This is a genomic window from Pseudomonas sp. ICMP 10191 (assembly GCF_001467335.1).
GTDB classification, from domain to species: domain Bacteria; phylum Pseudomonadota; class Gammaproteobacteria; order Pseudomonadales; family Pseudomonadaceae; genus Aquipseudomonas; species Aquipseudomonas cerasi.
In genome coordinates this window covers 13,247-37,307 of the sequence record NZ_LKGW01000118.1, presented here as the reverse complement: position 1 = coordinate 37,307, position 24,061 = coordinate 13,247, and the positions used below count along the sequence as shown (strand labels likewise).

The window sequence follows — 24,061 nt, the reverse complement described above, 5'->3', positions numbered from 1 at the left end:
TGTTTTTATAGGCCTGCCGCGTTGTTACGGCAGTGCTGGAAAACCCTTTCCAGTGACGTTTCGTCTTTGATCAGGGCCGCGCTGCTGGCGATGTCCGGAGCCAGCCAGCGGTCTTCGTCGTAGGCCGGGATGCGCTCGCGCAGCAGTCGCCACGCGGCACCGGTGCCCACGCCAAAACCCTGTGTCTTGAGAAATTCGAATGCCTGGGCCGCGAGCAAATACTCGATGGCCAGAATCTGCGTGGTATTGCCCAGTACCTTGTGCAGCTTGAGCGCGGCGCTGGTGCCCAGGCTCAGGTGATCCTCCTGCAGACCGGAGGTCACGTAGTTGTCGACCACAGCCGGCTGCGCCATCTGGCGGTTTTCCGCGCACAGCGAAGCGGCGACGTACTGGACGATCATCATTCCCGAGTTGACCCCCGGCTGGGTGACCAGAAACGCCGGCAGGCCGCTGACCATCGGGTTGATCAGGCGGTCCAGGCGCCGTTCGGCGATCGAGCCCAGCTCGGCCATCGCCATGCACAGCAGGTCTGCCGCCATGGCCACCGACTGGCCGTGTGGATTGGCCTGGGACACCACTCGGAAAGCGTCGGGCGTGCCGAGCAGCAGCGGGTTATCGGTGACTGAATTGAGCTCGATCTCGACCTGGCGAGTGGCGTGAGCCAACTGGTCGCGGGTGGCACCATGCACCTGGGGAATCGAACGAATACTCAGCGCATCCTGGGTCCGAATGCCTTCGCTGCTGGCGAGCACTTCGCTGCCTGCCAGTAACGTGCGCAGGTTCTTGCCCACCTGTTGCATGCCCGGATGCGGCTTGAGGGCGAGGATGCTTGCATCGAACGCGTCCAGCTGGCCGCGCAGGGCTTCGAAGCTCATCGCGCCGATCACGTCGGCCCACTGGCTCAGACGCTCGGCGTCGGCGATGGCCAGACAGCTCAGGCCGGTCATGCACGGTGTGCCGTTGACCAGGCACAATCCGTCCTTGGCGCCGAGGATGACCGGAGCCAGACCTTCTTCGTTCAAGGCCTGCTCAGCCGGGACGATCTGCCCGCGATAGCTGACCTGGCCGATGCCCAGCAACGCGACGCCGACGTGCGCCATGTGCGTCAGGTAACCCACCGAGCCCTGCGCCGGTACTTGCGGCGTGATGCCCCGGTTGAGCAGGGCCAGCAGCGCTTCGACCACTTGCCGGTGAATGCCGGACTTGCCCTGGCTGTAGTTGAGAATCGCGGCGCAGATGATTGCGCGGGTCTGCTCGTCGGCCAGTGGCGCACCGACGCCGCAGGCATGGCTGAGCAGGGTATTGCGCGACAGGCGACTGAGCTGTTCGCCTTGCAGTGACACATTGCACAGCGCGCCGAGCCCGGTGTTCACGCCATAGGCGCGCTCGCCGCTGACGACGATGCGCTGCACGATGGCCTGAGCGTTGTCGATCCGTGCCCAGGCAGCATCCGACAGGACCAGTCTTGCGCCATGCCGGGCCACGGCGACCACGTCCTGCCAGCCTGCAGGTGCTTCACCGATGACGATCTGTTCTGCTCGCGACATCTGCAACGGTCCTTAAAGGGTGGCTACGCGACGCTGAACGAAACGATCCACGTAATCGTCGGCGGGCGAGTGGAGAATTTCTTTCGGCGTACCGACCTGAATCAATCGACCATCCTTGAGGATCGCGATGCGATTGCCGATGCGCACGGCCTCGTCCAGATCGTGGGTAATGAACACGATGGTCTTGTGCAGGCTGGCTTGCAGCTCCAGCAACTGGTCCTGCATCTCGGCGCGGATCAACGGGTCGAGGGCGCTGAATGCTTCGTCCATCAGAATGATGTCGGTGTCGGCCGCCAGCGCGCGGGCCAGACCCACACGCTGACGCATGCCGCCAGAAAGCTGGTGCGGGTATTTGTTCTCATAGCCCTTGAGGCCTACGGTGGTGATCCAGTGCAGCGCGCGTTCCTGACACAGCGCCTTGCTCTCGCCACGCACGGTCAGGCCGTAGGCCACGTTGGCCAGCACGGTCTTGTGCGGCAGCAGGCCGAAGCTCTGGAACACCATGCTGATCTTGTGCCGGCGGAATTGGCGCAAGGCCTCCATGTCGTAACGCAGGATGTCTTCGCCATCGACCAGAATCTCGCCGCTGGTGGGGTCGATCAGCCGGTTGAAGTGACGCACCAGCGTCGATTTTCCCGAGCCGGAGAGGCCCATGATGACGAAGATTTCGCCGCTGCCGATCGACAGCGACAGGTCGTTGACCCCAACCACACAGCCGGTCTGGGCCAGCACCTGGTCCTTGCTCTGGTTTTGCCTGATCAACTCCAGCGCTTCTTTCGAGCGGTTGCCGAAGATCTTGAATACGTTTTTGACGACAATTTTGTTCGGTTCCACGCTGCTCATTTGTGCGCCTCATGCCGTGGGCGGCCATAGGCCTGCGTGATACGGTCGATGACGACCGCCAGAATGACAATGGCCAGGCCCGCTTCCAGCCCGCGCCCGACGTTGAGGGTCTGAATGCCCACCAGCACGTCTTCGCCAAGCCCGCGTGCGCCGATCATCGAGGCAATAACCACCATCGACAGCGCCATCATGGTGGTCTGGTTGATACCGGCCATGATGCTCGGCATCGCCAGAGGCAGTTGCACGCCGAACAGTTGCTGCCAGCGATTGGCGCCGAACGCGTTGATGGCTTCCATCACTTCACCATCCACCTGACGAATGCCCAGATCGGTCAGACGAATCAGCGGCGGTGCGGCGTAAATCACGGTGGCGAAGATCGCCGGCACCTTGCCCAGACCGAACAGCATCAGCACCGGGATCAGGTACACGAAGCTGGGCATGGTCTGCATGATGTCCAGCAGCGGCATCAGCACCGAGCGCAGCCGATTGCTGCGTGCCGAGAGGATGCCCAGCGGAATGCCGATCAGCACCGCGATGATCGTGGCGACCAGCATCAGCGCCAGCGTCTGCATCAGCTTGTCCCACAACCCGACCGCACCGACCAGAAACAGCAGGCCGACGATGACCAGCGTCGTGACGATCTTGCGTGTCGCGTGCCAGGCAATACCGCCGACGATCATCAGCATCAGCCACCACGGCGCCATGCGCAGCAGGCCTTCGAGGTTGACGATGGCCCATAGCAGGGTGTCGGAAATGTGCCGGAACACATCGCCGTACTGCGTGACCAGTGAGTCGACGCCATCGTTGACCCAGTTGGCGATCGAGAAAGTTAAGCTTTCAGGAAACATAAGCGGCTCTCAAATGAGGTGTGTCGGGTCAACGACGGGGCTGTCGAACCGTTCAGTCCGACAGCCCGGTCGTTTACAACGAAGCGTCCACCTTCTTCGCGGCGTCTTCGCTGACCCATTTGTGCCAGACTTCGGGGTGCTCTTTCAGGAAAATCTTCGCCAGCTTCGGCGATTCGATGCGTTCCTTGGCCATGCGCCCCAGGTTCTGGTTGAGCAGGTCGATAGGCAGGTTGACCTTTTCCAGGATGGCGACCAGTTCAGGGGCCTCATCGTGGAACACTTTGGACACGCCGACCTTGATATCGATCGTCTTGTTGACCCCGGCTTTCTCTTCCAGACGCACCAGGTCTACCTGACCCATGAGCGGCGTGGGTGACCAATAGTAGGCCAGGATCGGTTCGCCACGTTTGTAGCTGGAGAGAATCGCCGCATCCAGCGCCGGGCCGGTGCCCGGGCGGAAGTTGGTGTATTTGCTTTCCAGGCCGTAGCTCTTGAGCATTTCGCTGTTTTCCAATTCACAGGTCCAACCCGCCGGGCAGTTGTAGAAACGCCCTTTGGATGGCTCTTCCTGATCCTTGAACACGGCTGAATACTGGGCCAGATCGCTGATGGATTTCAGGTTGGGTGCCTTGGCTTCCAGCTTGCGTTTGGCATCGCCTTCGATCACATAGCGCGGCACGTACCAGCCTTCCACTGCGCCGACGATCGGCGCGCCGACACCAACCACTTTCCCGGCAGCGGCGGCCTTGTTCCAGACCTCGCTGCGACCGACCCATTCTTCGGCAAAGATCTGGATATCGTTGGTGCCCAGGGCGTTTTCCATGGCGATGGAATTGCCGGGCAGGGCGTCAACCGTGCAGCCGTAACCCTTGTCCAGAACGACCTGCAGAATGTCGGTCAGCAGCATCGCGCTTTCCCAGTTAAGACCGGCGAATTTCACCGGCTTGCCTGATTCGCACCAGCCGGCAGCCTGACTTGCGCCTGTGCTGGCGAGCAGGCCAGCGGATACCAGGGTGGTCAGCAGGGCCTTTTTCATATTCATTGTCGATGCTCCTAAGCCTGAAATGGATGACGGCAGCTTCAAGTAGGCATCCGGCCCGTGGGCATGCTCATGCCCGTCCCCGACGTGTGCCGGCCTGATGGCCGGCAACGTTGTCAACGTCCGATCATTGGCAGGTTCAAGCCCTGCTCTTTGGCACAATCGATAGCGATGTCGTAACCGGCATCGGCATGACGCATCACCCCGGTGGCCGGGTCGTTGTGCAATACGCGGGCGATACGCTCGGCGGCTTCATCCGTACCGTCGCAGACGATCACCATGCCGGAATGCTGCGAGAAGCCCATGCCGACGCCGCCACCGTGGTGCAGCGAGACCCAGGTCGCACCGCTGGCGGTATTGAGCAGGGCATTGAGCAGCGGCCAGTCGGAGACGGCATCGGAGCCATCGCGCATGGATTCGGTTTCGCGGTTGGGGCTGGCGACCGAGCCGGAGTCCAGGTGGTCGCGGCCAATTACAACCGGTGCCGACAACTCACCACTGCGGACCATTTCGTTGAAGGCCAGGCCCAGCTTGGCGCGCTGGCCCAGACCGACCCAGCAGATACGCGCTGGCAAACCCTGAAAGCTGATGCGCTCGCGGGCCATGTCCAGCCAGTTGTGCAGGTGCTCGTCATCCGGGATCAGCTCTTTGACCTTGGCGTCGGTCTTGTAGATGTCCTGCGGATCGCCCGACAGCGCGGCCCAGCGGAACGGCCCGATGCCACGGCAGAACAGCGGACGGATGTAGGCGGGCACGAAACCCGGGAAATCGAAGGCATTGGTGACGCCGACTTCCTTGGCCATCTGGCGAATGTTGTTGCCATAGTCGAAGGTCGGAATGCCGGCTTGCTGGAAGGCGAGCATGGCTTCGACGTGTTCGGCCATCGATTGCTTGGCCGCCTTGACCACACTGGCCGGCTCGCTGACCGAGCGGGCACGGTACTCGTCCCAGGTCCAGCCTTTGGGCAGGTAGCCATTGAGCGGGTCGTGGGCGCTGGTCTGGTCGGTGACCATGTCCGGGCGCACACCGCGACGGACCATTTCCGGCAGGATGTCCGCCGCGTTGCCACACAGGGCGATGGAGATGGCTTTGCCTTCGGCCGTGTATTTCGCGATACGCGCCAGTGCGTCATCGAGATCAGCGGCCTGTTCGTCGACGTAGCGGGTCTTGATGCGGAAATCGATACGGCTCTGCTGGCATTCGATGTTCAGCGAGCAGGCCCCGGCCAATGTCGCGGCCAGCGGCTGCGCACCACCCATGCCGCCCAAACCTGCGGTCAACACCCAGCGGCCCTTGAGGTTGCCGTCATAGTGCTGGCGACCGGCTTCGACGAAGGTTTCGTAAGTGCCTTGCACGATGCCCTGGCTGCCGATGTAGATCCAGCTGCCGGCGGTCATCTGGCCATACATGGCCAGGCCCTTGGCATCCAGTTCGTTGAAGTGCTCCCAGCTGGCCCAGTGCGGCACCAGGTTGGAGTTGGCGATCAGTACGCGCGGGGCGTTGCTGTGGGTCTTGAACACGCCGACCGGCTTGCCGGACTGCACCAGCAGGGTTTCATCATCGTTGAGCTGAGTGAGGCTTTCGACGATCTTGTCGTAGCACTCCCAGTTGCGTGCGGCACGACCGATGCCACCGTAAACCACCAGTTCATTGGGGTTTTCGGCGACTTCCGGGTCGAGGTTGTTCATCAACATGCGCAGCGGTGCTTCGGTCAGCCAGCTCTTGGCGGTCAGTTGAGTACCGCGTGCAGCCCGTACGACGCCTTCGCGATGGCGGGTCCAGTCCTGCTTAAGGTCTTGATTATTCTCGGTCACAAAAAAATCCTCGGCGATCAATTCGAACCAGCCCGATGAAGGGCGAGCAGCGCCTGGCGAAGCAGGCCTATTCAGTTGGGTAGAAGACAGAGTGTTCAGCCTGTCTCTACTTGTACATACAAGCATATGCAATCAAAAGACCAACTTTGTGCTGTCGCTGTTTTTTGCCCATCGAATCTATCTGCAGGGCTTTATTTATGAGGGCCTGGTGCTTTTGATCAGCAAAGGGGCGTTTCTCCGAAAAGGGCTGGACGTTGTTACCTGAATGACTTTTTGCGCAGTTTTGGGGCGGCAGGTAACAGATTGGTGCGGGGGATGTGTGCGCCGCGTTCGGGCCGGGAATGAACTGCCGCTGGGTGTTTGCAAGCAGCGCATTTGGCGGGCTGCAAATGGCCTCTTCAGCATGGGAACGAACCCGATCAAGCATGCGTCATACCCAGGCCTGAGCCAGCATTCACCGGCCTGCGATTAGGTCTCGCGGGTGTTTTCGTGTTTAAATTGAACGCTCGTTCAAGTTAAACCGGTGGTTCGCTGCCCGCTCACAACAGGAGGCTTACCCTTGCCGTATCCGCTTTTTGCAGTTGGTTTTATCAGTCCGGAGGCACTCAACCGATGAGTTCTGCGAGTTCCTCTTCAAGCGGCATGGTTCGCATGAATGCTCCAGTGTTCTATTTCGCTGCGAGTTTTATTCTGATTTTCGGCATCGTCGTGATCGCGTTCCCGCAAGCCAGCGGCGAATGGCTGCTGGCGGCGCAAAACTGGGCGGCCAACACGGTCGGCTGGTACTACATGATGGTCATGACCCTGTACCTGGTCTTCGTGGTGGTCACCGCCTTGTCGGGCTTCGGCAAGATCAAGCTCGGTGCCGACCACGACGAACCCGAGTTCAGTTACCTGTCATGGGCCGGGATGCTGTTTGCCGCCGGCATCAGCATCACGCTGTTCTTTTTCTGCGTTTCAGAACCCCTGACGCACCTGCTGCAACCGCCGCAGGGCGAGGGTGGTAGCGCAGAAGCAGCACGCCAGGGCATGCAGTTGCTGTTTCTGCACTGGGGGCTGCATGGCTGGGGCGTGTTTGCCTTCGTCGGGATGGCGCTGGCCTATTTCGCCTATCGGCACAACCTGCCGCTGGCCCTGCGTTCGGCGCTGTATCCGCTGATCGGCAAACGCATCAACGGCCCTATCGGCTATGCGGTCGATGGTTTCGGCATCATTGCGACCATCTTCGGCCTCGGCGCAGACATGGGCTTCGGGGTGCTGCACCTCAACTCCGGTCTGGATTACCTGTTTGGCGTGGCGCACACCCACTGGATTCAGGTCGGACTGATCACCCTGATGATGGGCGCTGCGATTCTAGTGGCGATCGCCGGTGTCGACAAAGGCGTGCGCGTCATGTCCGACATCAACATGCTGCTGGCCTGTGCGTTGCTGTTGTTCGTGCTGTTCGCCGGCCCGACTCAGCACTTGCTCAACACGCTGGTGCAGAACATCGGTGACTATCTGGGTGCACTGCCGAGCAAGAGTTTCGACGTGTATGCCTACAACGAGCCGAGTGACTGGCTGGGCGGCTGGACGGTGTTCTATTGGGCCTGGTGGATTGCCTGGGCGCCGTTCGTGGGCCTGTTCATTGCGCGTATCTCGCGTGGCCGGACCATCCGTGAGTTCGTCTTCGGTGTGTTGCTGATCCCGCTGGGCTTCACCCTGGCGTGGATGTCGATCTTCGGTAACAGCGCCATCGATCAAGTGCTCAACCATGGCATGACTGCGCTGGGTCAATCGGCTATCGACGATCCGTCGATGACCCTGTACCTGCTGCTGGAAACCTATCCGTGGAGCAAGACGGTCATTGCGGTCACGGTGTTCATCAGCTTTGTGTTCTTCGTGACGTCGGCCGATTCGGGCACTGTGGTGCTGTCGACACTGTCAGCCAAAGGCGGCAACCCTGACGAAGACGGTCCGAAATGGCTGCGGGTGTTCTGGGGTGTGGCCACGGCGCTGATCACCAGTGGCCTGTTGTTCTCGGGCAGTATCGATGCGCTGAAGTCGGCTGTGGTACTGACCTCGCTGCCGTTCTCGCTGATTCTGCTGCTGATGATGTGGGGCCTGCACAAAGCGTTCGTCATGGAATCCCAGCGCCAGATTGCGCAACTGTATTCGTTGGCGCCAGTGTCCGGTTCAAGGCGCGGCGGGTGGCGTCAGCGCCTGAGCCAAGCTGTGCATTACCCGTCGCGAGACGAGGTGTACCGTTTCCTCGATCAGACCGTGCGTCCGGCGATTGAAGAAGTGACGGCGGTGTTCGTCGAAAAGGGTTTGAACGTGGTCAACGTGCCCGACCCGTCCAACGACTCGGTGACCCTGGAAATCGGTCACGGCGAAGAACGTCCGTTCATTTACCAAGTGCAGATGAAAGGCTTCTTCACGCCTTCGTTCGCTCGTGGCGGCATGGGCTCCAAGCAATTGAACAATCGCCGCTACTACCGCGCCGAAGTTCACTTGAGCGAGGGCAGTCAGGACTACGACCTGGTGGGCTACACCAAGGAACAGGTCATCAACGACGTGCTCGATCAGTACGAACGGCATATGCAGTTCCTGCATCTGGTGCGGTGATCGGGACGTGGGGGGCGGTTACAACTATCGTCCCTCACGCTCTGCGCCGCGCCTCATGTTCAGGAGAGGACGCGGAGCGTCGCACGATGGTTACAGGATCATCGTTCCTCACGCTCCCGCTTAGGCTCGAGAGTGCGGCAGGCTCACGTACTCTCTCGCTCTACCAATCTGCATTCCAGCAGATTCAGGCGTTGTATCTCTCCCTCTACCGGTAACACTCCGAGGCTTTCAAGCACCCGCGTGGCGGCCATTACGCCGATCTGCAGTGCGGGCGGTTTGATGGTGGTCAGGCTGGGCAGCATCATTTCTGCGAAGGCGTAATCGCCAAAACCCATCACGGCGCAATCCTGCGGAATGCTCAGGCCTGCGCGCTGGCTGGCGAGCAGGGCACCGGCTGCCAGGTTGTCGTTGGCGAAGAAGATCGCGTCAGGGCGGGGCTCTTGGTTCATCAGGGTGTCCATCGCCTGTTTGCCTGCCTCGAATGGCGCTCGGTCCGCGTCCGGGACGAAGACCCACGGCGTGATACCGAGCCCTTCCAGAGTCGCAGCGTAGCCGTCGCGGCGCTCCAGTGCGCTGAAGTCGCCCGCGATGCTGTTCTGTACGAACGCGATTCGCCGGTAGCCCTTGTCATGCAGATAACGGGCTGCCATGACGCCGACGTCGTAGTGCGAAAAGCCGATCTGGATCGGACTGCGGTCGGGTTGATGGTCCCAGGTTTCGATCACCGGGACATCGGTCTGCTCGATCATTTTCTCGGTAGCAGGGCTGTGAAAGCGACTGGTCAGCACCAGTGCCGCCGGTGACCAGCCCAGAAATGCCCGTACCGCGCTTTCTTCCTGCTCGGCGGAAAAGTAGCTGGAGGCCAGCAGCAACTGAAAACCGTGCCGGCTCAGGGTGTCACTGAAGCCCTGAATGGTATTGGCAAAGATCGGCCCGGAGATGTTGGGAATCACCATCGCCACCACCCGGCTGCGTGCTGACGCCAGGCCGCCAGCAACCAGATTGGGCACGTAACCCAGTGCATTGACCGTGCTCGCAATCCGCTCGCGCAGTTCGGGCGATACCTGTTCCGGCTGATTGAAATAGCGCGATACGGTAATGGCCGACACCCCCGCCTGACGCGCCACGGCAGTGATCGTCACCCGGCCTGCGCCTCGGCGTTTACGTGTCAGGGGTTTCTCGTCGGCCATGCTCGATCACTTCGCATAAAAGTAAAAAGAATATAAAACTAATTTTTCAGTATTGGACGGTCTATCTAGCATTTCCCGATACTGGCGATGTTAGCGCTAACAAAGATGGTTTGTCTGCTACTCGCCACCGCGAATGCCCGGACCCGGTTTAGTCAGCACGTATAGGCGCCAGTGCGCATCGCACTGTCGGATCAGGGCATATTTCAGGTAGGCACGCAGATGCACACAACAGCTGGGGATGGCGTCAGACACACGCTTCTGGCGCAGGCGATCGATCAGGTCCATGCGGCGCGGGGGCGTCGTTGTGGGTGGTTATTGATGGGGCTGACGGCATTGCCGTGTGTTCCGGCCATGGCAGAGACAGCGGCAGGGCAGAATACAGAAACGGTAGCGCTGGAATCGGTGACCGTGACCGCCACACGCCGTGAAGAATCGCTGCAAAAAGTACCGGTTGCCGTGTCCGTGATCGAGGGCGAACAACTGGAGCGCGATAACCGTAATGGCGTGGCCAGTATTGTGCAGCAGGTGCCGTCGTTGAATTTCCGCACCGGGGCTTCCAACAAGGACACTTCGCTGTTCGTTCGCGGTGTCGGCACCATTTCCACCTCGCCAGGCGTCGAACCGACCGTGGCAACCGTGATCGACGGCGTGGTGTATGCCCGTCCGGGTCAGGCCACGCTGGACTTGCTCGACCTGGAACGCATCGAAGTGCTGCGCGGCCCGCAAGGTACGCTGTTCGGCAAGAACGCTTCGGCGGGCGTGCTGAACGTCACCACCAAGGCACCGACCGAAGAGACTCACGGTTACATCGATCAGTCGTATTACAGCGGCAACGAAAGCCGCACCCGTTTCGGTATTGGCGGCAGCCTGATTCCGCAGACCCTCAAAGGCTCGATCACGACGTTGTTCGGCAGCTATGACGGCAATGTCGATAACAAGCTCAATGGCCAGGAAGTCAACGGTTACAACCGCAAGGGCGCACGCGGCAAGCTGGAATTCACGCCCAATGACGACATCACCTTCACCCTCGCAGCGGACTACATGCAGTCCCATGACGACGCGCCCAACGGCGTGGTAACCAAGGCGCCGACCCCGTCCTTCGCCAGTGCCCTGGCGCCGGTACGTGCCGACAGCGATAACCGCAATGTCGTCAGCGATTACCGCAGCCATGTCGAGGACGTCAACAAAGGCCTGTCCGGTCAGCTCGACTGGCAACTGGGCGACTACACCCTGACCTCCATCACCGCCTGGCGCGGCTGGGACAACACGCAGTATCAGGACGGCGACCGGCTTGGCACCATCACCGCCGCGTTCCCCGGCACTGAAGACAAGGGCGATCTTGAGTTCAACCAGTATTCACAGGAGCTGCGTCTGGCGTCGCCGAAAGGCCAGTTCGTCGAATACGTGGGCGGGCTGTTTTACATGCACGGCAAGAGCGACGAGACCTATCAGCGCACGCTGATCACACCGACGACTCAGGATCGCGGCATCGCCGACTACAGCACCACCACCGACAGTTATTCGGTGTTCGGCGAAACCACGTTCAATTTCACCCCGGACTTCCGTGCGATTGCCGGGGCACGCTGGACCCACGACGATCTGGAATACGATCATCGCCGCGTCTCGACATCGGCTACGACCGTCAGCGGCATTCAGCCAGCGACCAGCAGTTCCGGGTCGGTGGACGAAGACGGCAAGTCCGGGCGTCTCGGTTTGCAATACGACCTGAGCGACAGTGTGATGACCTACATCACCTATTCGCGCGGCTACAAAGGCCCGGCCTACAACGTGTTCTTCAACATGCAGCCGCGTGACACCGAGGCCCTCAAGCCGGAAACCTCGAACACCTGGGAGGTCGGCCTCAAGGCCACCACCTGGAATAATCGCCTGACCACCAACCTGGCGGTGTTCCACAGCGAATACGACAACTATCAGGCGAACTTCTTCGACAGTGTTGCCGGACAGGTCGTGACGCGCCTGATCAACGCCGGCAGTGTCAGCACCGAAGGCGTCGAGCTGGATTACGCCCTGCAAGCCACGCGACACCTGAAACTCTCCGGCGCGCTGTCCTACACCAGAGCACGCATCGACAGCTTTGCCTGCCCGGCCGGTGCGGCGGCGTCCTGCAACGTCGACGGCAAAACCCTGCCGTACAGCCCGGACTGGAAAAGCTACGTGCGCGCCGACTACACCCTCCCGCTGGACAACGGCCTGGATATCGAACTGGGCACCGATTACAGCTGGCAGAGCGAAGTGCAGTACGACATCAGCCAGAACCCGGACACCAAACAGGGCGCTTACGGCATCTGGAACGCCAGCGTGGCACTGGCTGATTACAACAGTGGCTGGCGTGTGGCATTGCTGGGCAAGAACCTGGCTGACAAGTCCTATTCGCCAATGCTGGCGACCGGGGGCAACTACGTTTACCGATCCGTGCCGCGTGATGATGAACGTTATTTCGGTGTGCAGTTACGCAAGGATTTTTGAGCCGAGACCCCAGGCAAAACGTAAGGAGTGAGGTATGAGCACGACTGCTCGACAGATGAAGCTGGGCGCTTTCCTGATGGCCACCGGGCACCATGTCGCTGCCTGGCGGCACCCGGATGTGCCTGCGGATGCAGGGCTGGATTTCAAGCATTACCGGCACGTGGCCAGGGTTGCGGAGGCGGCAAAATTCGATGCACTGTTCGTCGCCGACAGCGTGGCTGCCGCGACCGGTGATATCGCCAGCCGCATGGCACGCTCCGATCATTTCGAACCGCTGACCCTGCTCTCGGCACTCAGTGCGGTGACTGAGCATATCGGTCTGATCGCGACGGCAACCACCACCTACAACGAGCCGTATCACGTAGCCCGCAAGTTCGCCTCGCTGGATCATCTCTCCGGTGGGCGAGCGGGCTGGAATCTGGTGACCTCGGATGCCGCCGCCGAAGCGCAGAACTTCGGTCGCGCCGAGCATGTGGGGCATGCCGAGCGCTATAGCCGCGCACGAGAGTTTCATCAGGTGGTGACCGGCCTTTGGGACAGCTGGGCAGACGATGCCTTCACCCGCGACAAGGCCAGCGGCGAGTATTACAACCCGGCCAGGCTGCATGTGCTCGATCACCAGGGCGAGCACTTCAGCGTCAAAGGCCCGCTGAACGTGGCACGTTCGCCGCAAGGACAACCGGTGGTGGTGCAGGCCGGTTCCTCGGAAGTCGGGCGTGACCTGGCGGCGCAGACGGCGGAAGTGGTGTTCACCGCGCAGACCTCGCTGGCCAGCGCCCAGGCGTTTTATGCGGACATCAAAGGCCGTCTGAGTGCTTACGGGCGTGACGTTGATTCGCTGAAAATCATGCCCGGCGTGTTCATCGTCGTGGCCGAAACCGAAGCCTTCGCGAAAGCTAAATTCGAGTCGTTTCAGGCGCTGGTCGAGCCTCAGGTCGGGGTCGCTCTGCTGGGCCGCATGCTGGGCAATTTCGACCTGTCGGGTTACCCGCTGGATGGCCCGTTGCCAGAGCTGCCACTGACCGACAGCGGCCAGCGCAGCCGGCAGAAACTGCTCACCGAACTGGCCGATCAGGAAAACCTGACCCTGGCGCAACTGGGGCGGCGGATTGCCGGCGGGCGAGGGCACTACAGCCTGATCGGTACGCCTGAGCAGATTGCCGATGAGTTGCAACGCTGGTTCGAGCAAGGCGCGGCGGATGGCTTCAATGTGCTGGTGCCGCATCTGCCGGGTGGTCTGGAAGATGTCGCGCAGTTGCTGGTGCCGGAGTTGCAGCGGCGCGGGCTGTTTCGTACCGAGTATGAGGGCACGACCTTGCGTGAAAACCTGGGCTTGCAACGGCCTGCTTACAGATTTTGATCGTTGCCGCATGCAAGTCCTGATGAGCGCAGAAAGCGGCCTTCGGCCAGAATCAGAGGCAGATTTTTATACAGAATTAAGGGATCACCCATGAAACCATTCACGTTTATCGCCGCCATTCTGGCTTTCAGTGGCCTGTTCGGGACAGCTGCTGCCGACGAGCCCGACACCCTCCGCATCGGCTACCAGAAGGGCTCTGTCACGCTGGTGCTGGCCAAGGAACACGGCTTGCTGGAAAAGCGTTTTCCCGAGAAACAAATCAAATGGATCGAGTTTCCGGCCGGGCCGCAGATGCTGGAGGCGCTGAACATTGGCAGCCTGGACATCGCCTCCACCGGCGACATTCCGCCGATTTTCGCCCAGGTCGCAGGTGCCGACCTGGTCTACATTGGTGCCGAGCCACCCAAGCCGCAGGTGGAAACCCTGTTGGTGCGCAACGAAAGCCCGGTGCATAGCGTCGCAGAATTGAAAGGCCGCAAGGTCGCGCTTCAGAAAGGCTCCAGCTCGCATAACGTGGTGCTGCGTTTGCTCAACAAAGCAGGCCTGACCTTCAAGGATATTCAGCCAATCTATCTGACCCCTGCCGATGCCCGCGCTGCCTTTGAAAACGGCAGTGTCGATGCCTGGGCGATCTGGGACCCTTACTACTCAATCGCTATGAGCGAAGGCCACACTCGCCTGCTGGCCAACGGCGAGGGGCTTGGATTGTCCGGGCCGTTCTATACCGCACGGCGGGCGTTTGCCGAGGAAAATGCAGCGCTCGTGCAGCAGGTGCTCGATGAACTGACAGTTGCCGATGGGCTATCGCGCTCGCAGCGTGCCGAGAGTATTCAGATACTGGCGCGGAGCATGGGCTTGTCCGAAGCGGTCATGACTCAGTATCTTGACCATCGGCCTGTATCACCCAGCCTGCCGATCACGCCGGAGATCGTAAGTGCGCAGCAGGCGACCGCTGATCTGTTTTACGACAACCACTTGATACCTAAGCGGGTCGACATTCAGCAGGTTGTCTGGCAAAAGCCATGATTCCGGCGTTGCGAACAGGCGTCGCCTGTTCGCAAATGCAATCAAGACGCCTCGAATATCCCCCAGACAAGAGAGGATTCAATGACCTACATCGCTGCCGAAAATCGTTACGAAGACATGCCTTATCGCCGTACCGGCCGCAGCGGGCTGGTGCTTCCGGCACTGTCTTTGGGCTTGTGGCACAACTTCGGTGACAGCACGCCGATCGACACCCAGCGCGCCATGCTGCGCACGGCGTTCGATCTGGGCATCAACCATTTCGACCTGGCCAACAACTATGGCCCGCCGTACGGCAGCGCCGAGATCAACTTCGGCCGTCTGCTGCGCGAAGACTTCAAGCACTACCGTGATGAACTGATCATCTCCAGCAAGGCTGGCTGGGACATGTGGCCGGGCCCATACGGACAGGGCGGTGGTTCACGTAAATACGTGCTCGCCAGCCTCGACCAGAGCCTGCAGCGCATGGGGCTCGATTACGTCGACATCTTCTATTCCCACCGTTTCGACCCGGACACTCCGCTGGAAGAAACCGCCAGCGCGCTGGCCACCGCGGTTCAGCAGGGCAAGGCGCTGTATATCGGTATCTCATCCTATTCCGGGGCCAAGACCCGTGAGATCGCGGCGTTGCTCAAAGAGTGGAAAGTGCCGTTGCTGATCCACCAGCCGGCCTACAACCTGCTCAATCGCTGGGTCGAGAAAGACTTGCTCGACGCGACTGAAGAGCTGGGCGCGGGCGTGATCGCCTTTACCGCGTTGGCCCAGGGGTTGCTGTCGGACAAATACCTGAACGGCGTGCCCAAGGATGCGCGGGTCAATCGTCCGGGTGGCGGCTCGCTGCAGGCTTCGCACCTGTCCGAGCAGAACATCGCCCACGTGCGTGCGCTCAACGAAATCGCCCAGCGTCGCGGTCAGAGCCTGGCACAAATGGCCCTGGCCTGGACGCTGCGCGATCCGCGCGTGACCTCCGCGTTGATCGGTGCGAGCCGTCCGGAGCAGATTGTCGAGAACGTCGGCGCGCTGAAGAACCTCGCGTTCAGTCCCGAAGAACTGACCGAGATCGACAGCTTTGCGGTGGAAGGCGGAATCAACCTGTGGGAAAAACCATCACTGGCTGAGTGATGCGGTGCTGAGCTGCGCTGCGCTGCGCGTTACACGCAATTCCTGAGATGACTATCGTTCCCACGCTCCGCGTGGGAATGCAGTTCTGGACGCTCTGCGTCCTGCCTTGAATAGTAGGCGCGGCGCAGAGTGTTTCGAAATGCATGCCAATGCGGAGCATTGGCACTAATGACCATCATATAACCACTCAGCCCTCATCGGCCTCGTCGTCATCCCCGCCATCGATCTTCATGCCCAGTTCCTTGATCTTGCGGGTCAGGGTGTTGCGGCCCCAGCCCAGCAGTACGGCGGCGTCGCGGCGGCGACCGGCGGTGTGCTTGAGGGCGGTTTCGATCATGATCCGCTCGAAGGTCGGCACGGCGCTGTCCAGCAGGCTGGACTGACCGCGAGACAAGGCCTGATCGGCCCACTGGCGCAGCGCCTGTTCCCAGTTGGTGACCGGTGCGGCGTCCTGCGGCAGGCTCAGCAGTTCCGGTGGCAGGTCGCTGATGTGCACTTCACGACCCGACGCCATGACCGTGATCCAGCGGCAGGTGTTTTCCAGCTGACGCACGTTGCCAGGCCACGGCAGATGCTTGAGGTATTCCTCGGTTTCGGCCTTGAGCAGCTTGGGTTCGACCGCCAGTTCCTGAGCCGCGCGGCTGAGGAAGTGCTTTGCCAGGGTCGGGATGTCTTCACGACGGTCCGACATGCGCGGAATGTGGATACGGATCACGTTCAGGCGGTGGAACAAGTCCTCGCGGAACTTGCCGGCCTGCACCAGGGTTTCCAGATTCTGGTGTGTCGCGGCAATGATCCGCACATCGACCTTGACCGGCGTGTGACCGCCGACCCGGTAGAATTCGCCATCGGCCAGTACACGCAACAGACGGGTCTGGGTGTCGGCCGGCATGTCACCGATTTCATCGAGAAACAGCGTGCCGCCGTCGGCCTGTTCGAAGCGTCCACGACGCAGGTTGGCCGCGCCGGTGAACGCGCCTTTTTCATGCCCGAACAGTTCGGACTCCATCAGGTCCTTGGGGATCGCCGCCATGTTCAGCGCAATGAACGGCGAGGCCGAACGCGGGCTGTGGCGATGCAATGCATGAGCGACCAATTCCTTGCCGGTTCCCGACTCACCGTTGATCAACACCGTGATGTTGGAGTGACTCAGACGGCCGATGGCGCGAAACACTTCCTGCATCGCTGGCGCTTCGCCAATGATTTCAGGGGTGCGGGTCAGTGTCGGTGCAACGTCCAGGCCCTGTTGTTCCTGAGCGTGCTGATTGGCGCGCTTGACCAGCGAGACGGCTTCATCGACGTCGAATGGCTTGGGCAGGTACTCGAACGCACCACCCTGATAAGACGCCACAGCGCTGTCCAGATCTGAATGGGCGGTCATGATGATCACCGGCAGACGCGGATGCTGCTCGCGAATCCGCGCCAGCAGGTCCAGGCCACTGGCACCCGGCATGCGGATGTCGGAAATGATCACGTCGGGTTGCTGACGGGCCAGACGGCTCATCACCCCGTCGGCGCTGTCGAAGCTTTGCGTGGTCATGCCTTCCTGTTGCAAGGCCTTTTCCAGTACCCAGCGGATAGAACGATCGTCGTCTACGATCCAGACAGTTTCACTACGGCTCATGTCGAAGCTGCTCCTTGTTCCAGCGGCAGGAAGATCGAGAATGTGGTGTGGCCGGGATGGCTGTCACACTCGATCAGACCCTGGTGCTGGCTGATGATGTTCTGGGTAATGGCAAGACCTAATCCCGTACCGTCCGGGCGGCCACTGACCATGGGGTAGAAAATGGTTTCCTGAAGTTCGGCCGGAATACCGGGGCCGTTGTCGATGATTTCGATCTTGCTCACCAGTCGATGGCGAACGTGGCCGATGGTGAACTGGCGCATGGCGCGGGTGCGCAGGGTGATCCGGCCAAGGCGCAATTCGTTCTGGCCGCTGATGGCCTGCATGGCATTGCGCACGATATTGAGCACGGCCTGGATCATTTGCTCGCGGTCGATCAACACGTCGGGAATGCTCGGGTCATAGTCGCGCACCAAGGTGATGCAGCCCTGGCTTTCGGCCTCGACCAGGCTGCACACACGCTCCAGCACTTCATGCACATTGGTCATGGCCAGCGATGGCAGCTTGTTGGAGCCGAGCATGCGGTCGACCAGATTACGCAGGCGGTCGGCCTCTTCGATAATGACGTTGGTGTAGTCCTTGAGACTTTCTTCAGGCAGCTCGCGGGCCAGCAATTGTGCGGCCCCGCGAATGCCGCCCAGCGGATTCTTGATTTCGTGAGCCAGGCCACGCACCAGCATCTTGGTGGTTTCCTGCTTGGACAGCTGGGCCTCTTCCTTGGTAATGCGCAACAACCGGTCACGCGGGTGTACTTCAAGCAACAGCAGGGTATCGCCCTTGCTGAGGATAGGCGTCACCGCATAGTCGACAGTCAGGGTCTGACCGGTCAGTGCAGTGAGCATCGCTTCGCGCTTGGTGAAAGGATGAGCCTGTTCGACTGCCTGACGCAGGGAACTCAATGCTTCGGCCGACTCGGTGAACAGCTCGCTGATGAATTGCCCATGGCTACGCTGCCCGCTGATGGCCAGCAGCATTTCCGCTGCCGGGTTCATGTACTCAAGTCGCAGGTCGGCGTTGAGCAGAATGGTGGCAGTGGTCAGGTTATCCAGTAACAGTCTGTGCAGCGCATCGCTGATAGTCATGAATCGTGTTGACCTCTTTTGGCACATTGCAGTCGCGCCATGCTGGTGCTGGCTGGTCTGCGCCAGCAGGAGCAAAGCCACCAATACGGTGCTGTGTCAGTGAAGTTGCAAAAAACAAACCAAGGCTCCGAAAAGAAGCGTTTTATCTGCAAAGTCGGGACGTTTTTGCAAAGCGTGCCCGCATACGGCGCTACCCGGCCGGGCTTCCTGAACCAGATTGGGCTGTATTGTTGCGCAGGCAGTCATTGAGCGCACCAAAAAGGTGCTGGCGTTTTGGCGAGATCAGAAGAAGGGCAGGATGCTGCTTTTGGGCTCGGGCTTGTCCTTGAGCGGACACTCCGGCCGCACACCGTAGTCATCCTCCTTGCAGGGGTGAGTCGCGCGCTTTTGCGCCAGGGAAATGCGCTGCACGTGAAAGGGCTGGTTCGGTGTTTTTTCCAGCACACGGCCAAGTTCGTCGAAAATCTCTACCGACAGTTGATGCGTGCCACGATCGACATTGCTCAACGGGAACACCGGGCTGCGGCCGGCCTGGCCGACGGCAACACCATCCAGTAGCAATCGATAGCTGTGCCCCTCCTGTAACACCGGTTCGCTGGTGACGGTAACGATCAGGTCGCCACTGGGATTGACCAGGGTGGCGTCCGGTTCGGGCACCAGAATTCTCAGCAATTGGTAATGAAACATCGGCTTTATTGCAGGTTTGGCAGGGTGGGCCTTCAAGGTCCGGGTCGGCGGCGTGCCGGTCATGTTGTTGCTGGGCGCGATGTCGACGCGGGTGGCGTTCTTGCGCGGCTGGTCGGTAAACACCCGATTACCCTGCGCGTCGATATAGGTATAGACGTCGGCCGCTGCGGGCAGCGTCAACAGCAGCAACAGGCAGGTCAGCAGACGGCGCATCGTGTGTCTGCTCATGGCTTGCCGAGGTGTACGCGCTGTACGGTCAGGGTGATGGTTTCACTCTGCTGAATGATCCGATCGCCGTCTTTCACGACCACCGCGAAGCTGTGTTCGCCGCGATCTACGTTGACCACTTGAAAGCGCGGCAGGTTGGAGGGCTGCCCGTACAGGTTGCCGTCCAGCAGCAGTTGCAGGCTGTGAGTCGGTTGCAGACGCGGCTGGATCTTCACGCCGATGATGAACGTGCCATTGTTGGCGCGTAACGCTTCGTCGGTGGGCAGGTCGGTGAGTTCCAGTACGTCATAGGCCGTTTGCGGCTGCGAGGGTGGTGCGACAGGGGCTGGTTGCGGCGCACTGTTGACGACCGGTCTGGAAGGCGTCTGCGTTTCTATGCTGTTGAGTGGCGGCAACTCGACCACTTCGGTCTTGGCCCCGTTGGGCGGCTGGTTGCTGAACGCGGTGTTACCGTTCGCATCGGTGTACTTATAGATCTGCGCCAGCGCGGGCAGGCTGATCAACAGCAGCAGGCAAATCAGACTTTGACGCATGAGACTCTCGACAGCAGGGCAAGATTGGCCGTCAGCATAGAACACATCGCCCTATGCTGCGCTATCTGCCTGATGTGTCAGAGTTTCGCAGGGCAAAGGTCGGCAGTGGCCAGTACCAGCGCCTGATCGTGAATCGGGTCGGTCTGATAACGCTTCAGCGCCGCATCCAGTTGCATCTGGCAGGTTTCCGCCTTGCGCAGTGGCTGGAAGTCCGCGTAGGCCTGGAGCAGTTGGGTCTGCAGGCGATCCAGCTTCGGACGGATGTCATCGACCAGGCTGAGCCTGACTGTGTCGGGCGCTTTGCCTGCCGCGTGCCACTGGGCGAGCAGGGCGTTCTGCACCTGTTTATTGGCTTCGATCTGGGCGCGGAACAGACGTTGAACATCATCGGGGTTGAGCTTGAACTCGGCAGCGCGGGCCTGGGCGGCGTTGATCACTTGCAGCTCGCGCGGCGGATCCTCGACGGCCTTGCCGCTGTCCCACTTGCTCAGGGCAACTTGATCGGCGATGGTCAGGCGCTCGCTGATCGCTTGCAGCAGAGGTTCAAGTGCAGAAGGCTTCTGCTCGGCAGTGAAGGCGAAACAGGTAGACATGAACGTCATTGTCAGCAGGGAAGTGGCCAGGATAAGGCGCATGGCAGTTCCATCTCGGTTCGGTGGGGAGATGCAGATTTAACTCCAGGCGACCGGGCAGAGCCAGCGTTGCGGGGTGAACAAAAGTTCACGCGGTAAACTCCGGGCAAAAAAAGACCTCCCGAAGGAGGTCTCCTGTTACGCCATCAACGCTGGCGTGGCTGGATCAGCAGCTGTAGTACAGCTCGTATTCCAGTGGGTGTACGAAGGTGCGAACCTTGATTTCTTCTTCGCTTTTCAGCTCGATGTAGGCATCGATGAAGTCGTCGCTGAAAACGCCGCCCTTGGTCAGGAACGCGCGGCCCTTGTCCAGTTCTTCCAAGGCTTCTTTCAGGCTGCCGCAAACTTGTGGGATCTCTTTGGCCTCTTCAGGCGGCAGGTCATACAGGTTTTTGTCAGCTGCGTCGCCAGGGTGGATCTTGTTCTGGATGCCGTCCAGGCCAGCCATCAACAGGGCAGCGAATGCCAGGTACGGGTTGGCCGCTGGATCCGGGAAGCGTGCTTCGATACGACGGCCGCGCGGGCTGGAGACGTAAGGAATACGGATCGACGCGGAACGGTTACGGGCCGAGTAGGCCAGCATGACCGGGGCTTCGAAGCCCGGGACCAGACGCTTGTAGGAGTTGGTCGACGGGTTGGTGAAGCCGTTCAGAGCCTTGCCGTGCTTGATGATGCCGCCGATGAAGTACAGGGCGGTATCGGACAGACCGGCATAGCCTTCGCCTGCGAAGGTGTTCTTGCCATCCTTGGAGATGGACATGTGTACGTGCATACCCGAACCGTTGTCACCGTACAGTGGCTTGGGCATGAAAGTAGCGGTACGGCCGTACGCGTCGGCAACGTTGTGCACGCAGTACTTGAGGGTCTGAACTTCGTCAGCCTTCTTGACCAGCGTGTTGAATTTCACGCCGATTTCGTTCTGGCCGGCAGTTGCCACTTCGTGGTGGTGAACTTCCACGACCTGGCCCATTTCTTCCAGAGCGTTGCACATTGCGGTGCGGATTTCGTGGTCGTGGTCGACCGGTGGCAGCGGGAAGTAACCACCTTTGACGCCCGGACGGTGGCCCTTGTTGCCGCCATCGACGTCGCCGTCGGTCATCCAGGAAGCCTGTTCGGAGAAGATCTTGAACATGGAACCGGAGATGTCGGACTTGAACTTCACTTCGTCGAAGATGAAGAACTCTGGCTCCGGACCTACGAATACGGTGTCGCCGATACCGGTGGACTTCAGGTATTCCTCGGCACGGTGGGCAATGGCGCGCGGGTCGCGGTCGTAGCCTTGCATGGTCGAAGGTTCGATGACGTCGCACACCAGAACCAGGGTTGGCTCTTCGGTGAACGGGTCGAGCAGGGCGGTTTCGTCATCCGGCAGGAGAATCATGTCGGACGCTTCGATGCCTTTCCAGCCAGCGATGGAGGAACCGTCGAACATTTTGCCGACTTCGAAGAAATCGTCTTCCAGTGCATCGCGCGCAGGCATGGTGACGTGCTGCTGCTTGCCCTTGGTGTCTGTGAAGCGCAGATCAATCCATTTAACGTCATGATCTTTGATGAGTTGAACCGACTTCGACATGGTGTCCTCCGGGTGGCTAGAGACCGACTTGATAGAGTTGTGGTCCCTTGAATTTGGGTGATGCCGGCGCAAATACTCTGCCAAGGCAACCTGCCTCACAAGGGAGCAATTTGCATGCCAGTGCCCCGTGTTGGGTTTTTTGCCTCAAACGCTGGTTTTCAGGGGGCGAAAACGCACCACGCAGGAAAAACACGCACCTTTATGGCGCTTCAATTTGGTGCGCCGACTCTTTTTGGTGCATCAGTGATTGCGTGTACGATAACTGGTTAAACCTTGAGCAATTTCCGCTATAATCCGCGCCCCCCTTTTTTGGTCGGCACCTCACGCTCCGTTTCCATGAAACTAATCGTTAAAGTTTTCCCAGAAATCACCATCAAAAGCCCGCCGGTGCGCAAGAAGTTCATCCGGCAACTGGGCAAGAACATTCGTACCGTGCTCCGTGAACTGGACGCGGACATTGTCGTGGGTGGCGTATGGGACAACCTTGAGGTCGAAACCCGGCTGACCGACCCCAAAGTGCTGCAGGGCATCAGGGAGCGGCTGAGCTGCATGCCAGGCATCGCCAACTTTCTGCAGGTCGCCGAGTACCCGCTGGGCGATCTGGATGACGTGGTTGCGAAGTGCAAACTGCACTACGCCGACCTGTTGCCTGGCAAGATGTTTTCAGTGCGCTGCAAGCGCGCCGGCCGACACGACTTCAGCTCCATGGACGTCGAGAAATACGTCGGCAGCAAGTTGCGCATGCAGTGCGGCGCGGCCGGAATCGAGCTGAAAAAGCCCGATCTGGTGGTGCGCATGGAAATTCGCGACCAACGGTTGTTTGTCGTTCATGACCAACATCAGGGCATGGGCGGTTACCCGCTGGGCGCGCTGGAGCAGACCCTGGTATTGATGTCCGGCGGGTTCGATTCGACCGTTGCGGCCTACCAGATCATGCGCCGCGGCCTGATGGCGCACTTCTGCTTCTTCAATCTGGGCGGAAGAGCCCATGAACTGGGCGTGATGGAAGTCGCGCACTTCATCTGGAAGAAGTACGGCAGTTCTCAGCGCGTGCTGTTCGTCAGCGTACCGTTCGAGGAAGTTCTCGGAGAAATTCTGCAGAAAGTCGATAACAGTCATATGGGTGTAGTTTTGAAGCGTATGATGTTACGCGCTGCATCCGCCGTGGCCGATCGTCTTGAAATCGATGTGCTGGTGACCGGCGAAGCGATTTCTCAGGTTGCCAGCCAGACGCTGCCCAACCTGTCGCTGATTGACGCGGCGACCGACAAGCTGGTCCTGCGGCCGCTGGTTGCCACCCACAAGCAGGACATCGTGGACCTGGCGACTGAAATCGGTACTGCTGATTTCGCCCGGCACATGCCTGAATATTGCGGGGTGATTTCGGTCAACCCCAAGACCAACGCCAAGCGAAATCGCGTTGAGTACGAAGAAAAACAGTTCGACATGGCGATTCTCGAGCAGGCGCTCGAACGCGCGAAGCTGGTTTCGATCGATCGGGTCATCGACGATCTGAGCCGCAATGTCGATATAGAAGAAGTCAGCCAGGCGCTGGCCGGTCAGGTGATCCTCGACATCCGTCACCCGGATGCCCAGGAAGACCAGCCGTTGCAGGTGCCTGGCGTGGAGATACAGACGTTGCCGTTCTACGCATTGAACAGCCGTTTCAAGGCACTGGATGACACGCGCCAGTACCTGCTGTATTGCGACAAAGGCGTCATGAGTCGCCTGCATGCCCACCATTTGCTCAGTGAGGGACATGCCAATGTGCGCGTATATCGACCGAGCTAAGTGCCCGGGGCTGTTTGCCTGTGGCTTGCGT

At 60.2% G+C, this 24,061-nt stretch carries 20 protein-coding genes; 7 read left to right on the top strand and 13 right to left on the bottom strand.

What is annotated here, in order from left to right:
* Positions 1–5 precede the first annotated feature (5 nt).
* The 6 genes from AO388_RS17300 to AO388_RS28860 form a co-directional block, all read right to left on the bottom strand.
* Positions 6–1,547 carry an HAL/PAL/TAL family ammonia-lyase gene (locus AO388_RS17300; protein ID WP_058416799.1) on the bottom strand — a complete coding sequence of 514 codons (1,542 nt, stop codon included), beginning with the start codon at positions 1,545–1,547 and terminating at the stop codon, positions 6–8.
* Between the two features lie 12 nt (positions 1,548–1,559).
* On the bottom strand, positions 1,560–2,390 hold the full coding sequence (locus tag AO388_RS17295; protein WP_003432397.1) for a quaternary amine ABC transporter ATP-binding protein: 831 nt from the start codon (positions 2,388–2,390) through the stop codon (positions 1,560–1,562).
* A complete protein-coding gene (locus tag AO388_RS17290; RefSeq protein WP_058416798.1) occupies positions 2,387–3,238 on the bottom strand; it encodes an ABC transporter permease in 852 nt (283 codons plus the stop codon). Before AO388_RS17290 ends, AO388_RS17295 begins: the two co-directional genes overlap by 4 nt.
* Before the next feature lie 73 nt (positions 3,239–3,311).
* Positions 3,312–4,280, bottom strand: coding sequence for an ABC transporter substrate-binding protein (locus AO388_RS17285; RefSeq protein ID WP_058416797.1), 969 nt, complete (start codon positions 4,278–4,280; stop codon positions 3,312–3,314).
* A gap of 113 nt (positions 4,281–4,393) precedes the next feature.
* Positions 4,394–6,091, bottom strand: coding sequence for a urocanate hydratase (hutU, locus tag AO388_RS17280; protein ID WP_016569239.1), 1,698 nt, complete (start codon positions 6,089–6,091; stop codon positions 4,394–4,396).
* A gap of 106 nt (positions 6,092–6,197) precedes the next feature.
* Entirely contained in the window at positions 6,198–6,518 is a 321-nt protein-coding gene (locus tag AO388_RS28860; protein ID WP_141249893.1) for a hypothetical protein, read from the bottom strand.
* Between the two features lie 224 nt (positions 6,519–6,742).
* Between AO388_RS28860 and betT the strand changes: the two genes are divergently transcribed.
* Positions 6,743–8,698, top strand: a complete 1,956-nt coding sequence (gene betT / locus AO388_RS17275) for a choline transporter BetT (protein WP_201023372.1) — start codon at positions 6,743–6,745, stop codon at positions 8,696–8,698.
* 143 nt (positions 8,699–8,841) lie between these two features.
* Here betT and AO388_RS17270 read toward each other — a convergent pair whose 3' ends face one another.
* A complete protein-coding gene (locus tag AO388_RS17270) occupies positions 8,842–9,888 on the bottom strand; it encodes a LacI family DNA-binding transcriptional regulator (RefSeq protein WP_058397119.1) in 1,047 nt (348 codons plus the stop codon).
* Between the two features lie 219 nt (positions 9,889–10,107).
* Between AO388_RS17270 and AO388_RS17265 the strand changes: the two genes are divergently transcribed.
* The 4 genes from AO388_RS17265 (at position 10,108) to mgrA (ending at position 15,880) form a co-directional block, all read left to right on the top strand.
* Entirely contained in the window at positions 10,108–12,375 is a 2,268-nt protein-coding gene (locus tag AO388_RS17265) for a TonB-dependent receptor (RefSeq protein WP_058416807.1), read from the top strand.
* A gap of 34 nt (positions 12,376–12,409) precedes the next feature.
* The gene (locus tag AO388_RS17260) at positions 12,410–13,735 is read left to right on the top strand and encodes an LLM class flavin-dependent oxidoreductase (protein WP_058416796.1); all 1,326 of its coding nucleotides are present in this window, start codon (positions 12,410–12,412) and stop codon (positions 13,733–13,735) included.
* A gap of 90 nt (positions 13,736–13,825) precedes the next feature.
* Complete coding sequence (locus AO388_RS17255) at positions 13,826–14,761, top strand: sulfonate ABC transporter substrate-binding protein (RefSeq protein ID WP_058416795.1); 936 nt, start codon at positions 13,826–13,828, stop codon at positions 14,759–14,761.
* Between the two features lie 81 nt (positions 14,762–14,842).
* The gene (gene mgrA, locus AO388_RS17250) at positions 14,843–15,880 is read left to right on the top strand and encodes an L-glyceraldehyde 3-phosphate reductase (RefSeq protein WP_003372090.1); all 1,038 of its coding nucleotides are present in this window, start codon (positions 14,843–14,845) and stop codon (positions 15,878–15,880) included.
* 187 nt (positions 15,881–16,067) lie between these two features.
* On the opposite strand, the gene ntrC is transcribed toward mgrA, so the two are convergent.
* Both ntrC and glnL read right to left on the bottom strand, forming a co-directional pair.
* Positions 16,068–17,504 carry a nitrogen regulation protein NR(I) gene (gene ntrC / locus AO388_RS17245; RefSeq protein WP_003413458.1) on the bottom strand — a complete coding sequence of 479 codons (1,437 nt, stop codon included), beginning with the start codon at positions 17,502–17,504 and terminating at the stop codon, positions 16,068–16,070.
* The gene (glnL, locus tag AO388_RS17240; protein ID WP_002555720.1) at positions 17,501–18,586 is read right to left on the bottom strand and encodes a nitrogen regulation protein NR(II); all 1,086 of its coding nucleotides are present in this window, start codon (positions 18,584–18,586) and stop codon (positions 17,501–17,503) included. The genes ntrC and glnL overlap by 4 nt, the downstream gene beginning before the upstream one ends.
* A gap of 39 nt (positions 18,587–18,625) precedes the next feature.
* On the opposite strand from glnL, the gene AO388_RS29205 reads away from it, so the two are divergent.
* Positions 18,626–18,835: a hypothetical protein gene (locus tag AO388_RS29205; protein ID WP_058416794.1), complete on the top strand. Its 210-nt coding sequence runs from the start codon at positions 18,626–18,628 to the stop codon at positions 18,833–18,835.
* Positions 18,836–18,868: 33 nt separating this feature from the next.
* Here the strand turns inward: AO388_RS29205 and AO388_RS17230 are convergent, their stop codons facing one another.
* From AO388_RS17230 to glnA, 4 genes are all read right to left on the bottom strand, one after another.
* Complete coding sequence (locus tag AO388_RS17230; RefSeq protein WP_044310463.1) at positions 18,869–19,486, bottom strand: DUF4124 domain-containing protein; 618 nt, start codon at positions 19,484–19,486, stop codon at positions 18,869–18,871.
* An 11-nt stretch (positions 19,487–19,497) separates the two neighbouring features.
* On the bottom strand, positions 19,498–20,034 hold the full coding sequence (locus AO388_RS17225; protein ID WP_003432413.1) for a DUF4124 domain-containing protein: 537 nt from the start codon (positions 20,032–20,034) through the stop codon (positions 19,498–19,500).
* A gap of 77 nt (positions 20,035–20,111) precedes the next feature.
* A complete protein-coding gene (locus AO388_RS17220; protein WP_003372082.1) occupies positions 20,112–20,669 on the bottom strand; it encodes a chorismate mutase in 558 nt (185 codons plus the stop codon).
* Positions 20,670–20,832: 163 nt separating this feature from the next.
* Positions 20,833–22,239, bottom strand: coding sequence for a glutamate--ammonia ligase (glnA, locus tag AO388_RS17215; protein WP_003372080.1), 1,407 nt, complete (start codon positions 22,237–22,239; stop codon positions 20,833–20,835).
* Positions 22,240–22,575: 336 nt separating this feature from the next.
* On the opposite strand from glnA, the gene thiI reads away from it, so the two are divergent.
* The gene (thiI, locus tag AO388_RS17210; RefSeq protein ID WP_003426934.1) at positions 22,576–24,030 is read left to right on the top strand and encodes a tRNA uracil 4-sulfurtransferase ThiI; all 1,455 of its coding nucleotides are present in this window, start codon (positions 22,576–22,578) and stop codon (positions 24,028–24,030) included.
* The last annotated feature ends 31 nt before the right edge of the window (positions 24,031–24,061 follow it).

Bases quoted from the DNA above. Each gene is read 5' to 3' on its own strand.
- AO388_RS17230 (WP_044310463.1), bottom strand. From the start codon at position 19,486: ATGCGCCGTCTGCTGACCTGCCTGTTGCTGCTGTTGACGCTGCCCGCA.
- AO388_RS28860 (WP_141249893.1), bottom strand. From the start codon at position 6,518: ATGCTTGATCGGGTTCGTTCCCATGCTGAAGAGGCCATTTGCAGCCCG.
- AO388_RS17285 (WP_058416797.1), bottom strand. From the start codon at position 4,280: ATGAATATGAAAAAGGCCCTGCTGACCACCCTGGTATCCGCTGGCCTG.
- AO388_RS17300 (WP_058416799.1), bottom strand. From the start codon at position 1,547: ATGTCGCGAGCAGAACAGATCGTCATCGGTGAAGCACCTGCAGGCTGG.
- AO388_RS17295 (WP_003432397.1), bottom strand. From the start codon at position 2,390: ATGAGCAGCGTGGAACCGAACAAAATTGTCGTCAAAAACGTATTCAAG.
- glnL (WP_002555720.1), bottom strand. From the start codon at position 18,586: ATGACTATCAGCGATGCGCTGCACAGACTGTTACTGGATAACCTGACC.
- AO388_RS17225 (WP_003432413.1), bottom strand. From the start codon at position 20,034: ATGCGTCAAAGTCTGATTTGCCTGCTGCTGTTGATCAGCCTGCCCGCG.
- AO388_RS17260 (WP_058416796.1), top strand. From the start codon at position 12,410: ATGAGCACGACTGCTCGACAGATGAAGCTGGGCGCTTTCCTGATGGCC.
- AO388_RS17220 (WP_003372082.1), bottom strand. From the start codon at position 20,669: ATGCGCCTTATCCTGGCCACTTCCCTGCTGACAATGACGTTCATGTCT.
- AO388_RS17290 (WP_058416798.1), bottom strand. From the start codon at position 3,238: ATGTTTCCTGAAAGCTTAACTTTCTCGATCGCCAACTGGGTCAACGAT.
- betT (WP_201023372.1), top strand. From the start codon at position 6,743: ATGAATGCTCCAGTGTTCTATTTCGCTGCGAGTTTTATTCTGATTTTC.
- AO388_RS17270 (WP_058397119.1), bottom strand. From the start codon at position 9,888: ATGGCCGACGAGAAACCCCTGACACGTAAACGCCGAGGCGCAGGCCGG.
- mgrA (WP_003372090.1), top strand. From the start codon at position 14,843: ATGACCTACATCGCTGCCGAAAATCGTTACGAAGACATGCCTTATCGC.
- ntrC (WP_003413458.1), bottom strand. From the start codon at position 17,504: ATGAGCCGTAGTGAAACTGTCTGGATCGTAGACGACGATCGTTCTATC.
- glnA (WP_003372080.1), bottom strand. From the start codon at position 22,239: ATGTCGAAGTCGGTTCAACTCATCAAAGATCATGACGTTAAATGGATT.
- AO388_RS17255 (WP_058416795.1), top strand. From the start codon at position 13,826: ATGAAACCATTCACGTTTATCGCCGCCATTCTGGCTTTCAGTGGCCTG.
- AO388_RS17265 (WP_058416807.1), top strand. From the start codon at position 10,108: ATGCACACAACAGCTGGGGATGGCGTCAGACACACGCTTCTGGCGCAG.
- AO388_RS29205 (WP_058416794.1), top strand. From the start codon at position 18,626: ATGCTGGTGCTGGCTGGTCTGCGCCAGCAGGAGCAAAGCCACCAATAC.
- thiI (WP_003426934.1), top strand. From the start codon at position 22,576: ATGAAACTAATCGTTAAAGTTTTCCCAGAAATCACCATCAAAAGCCCG.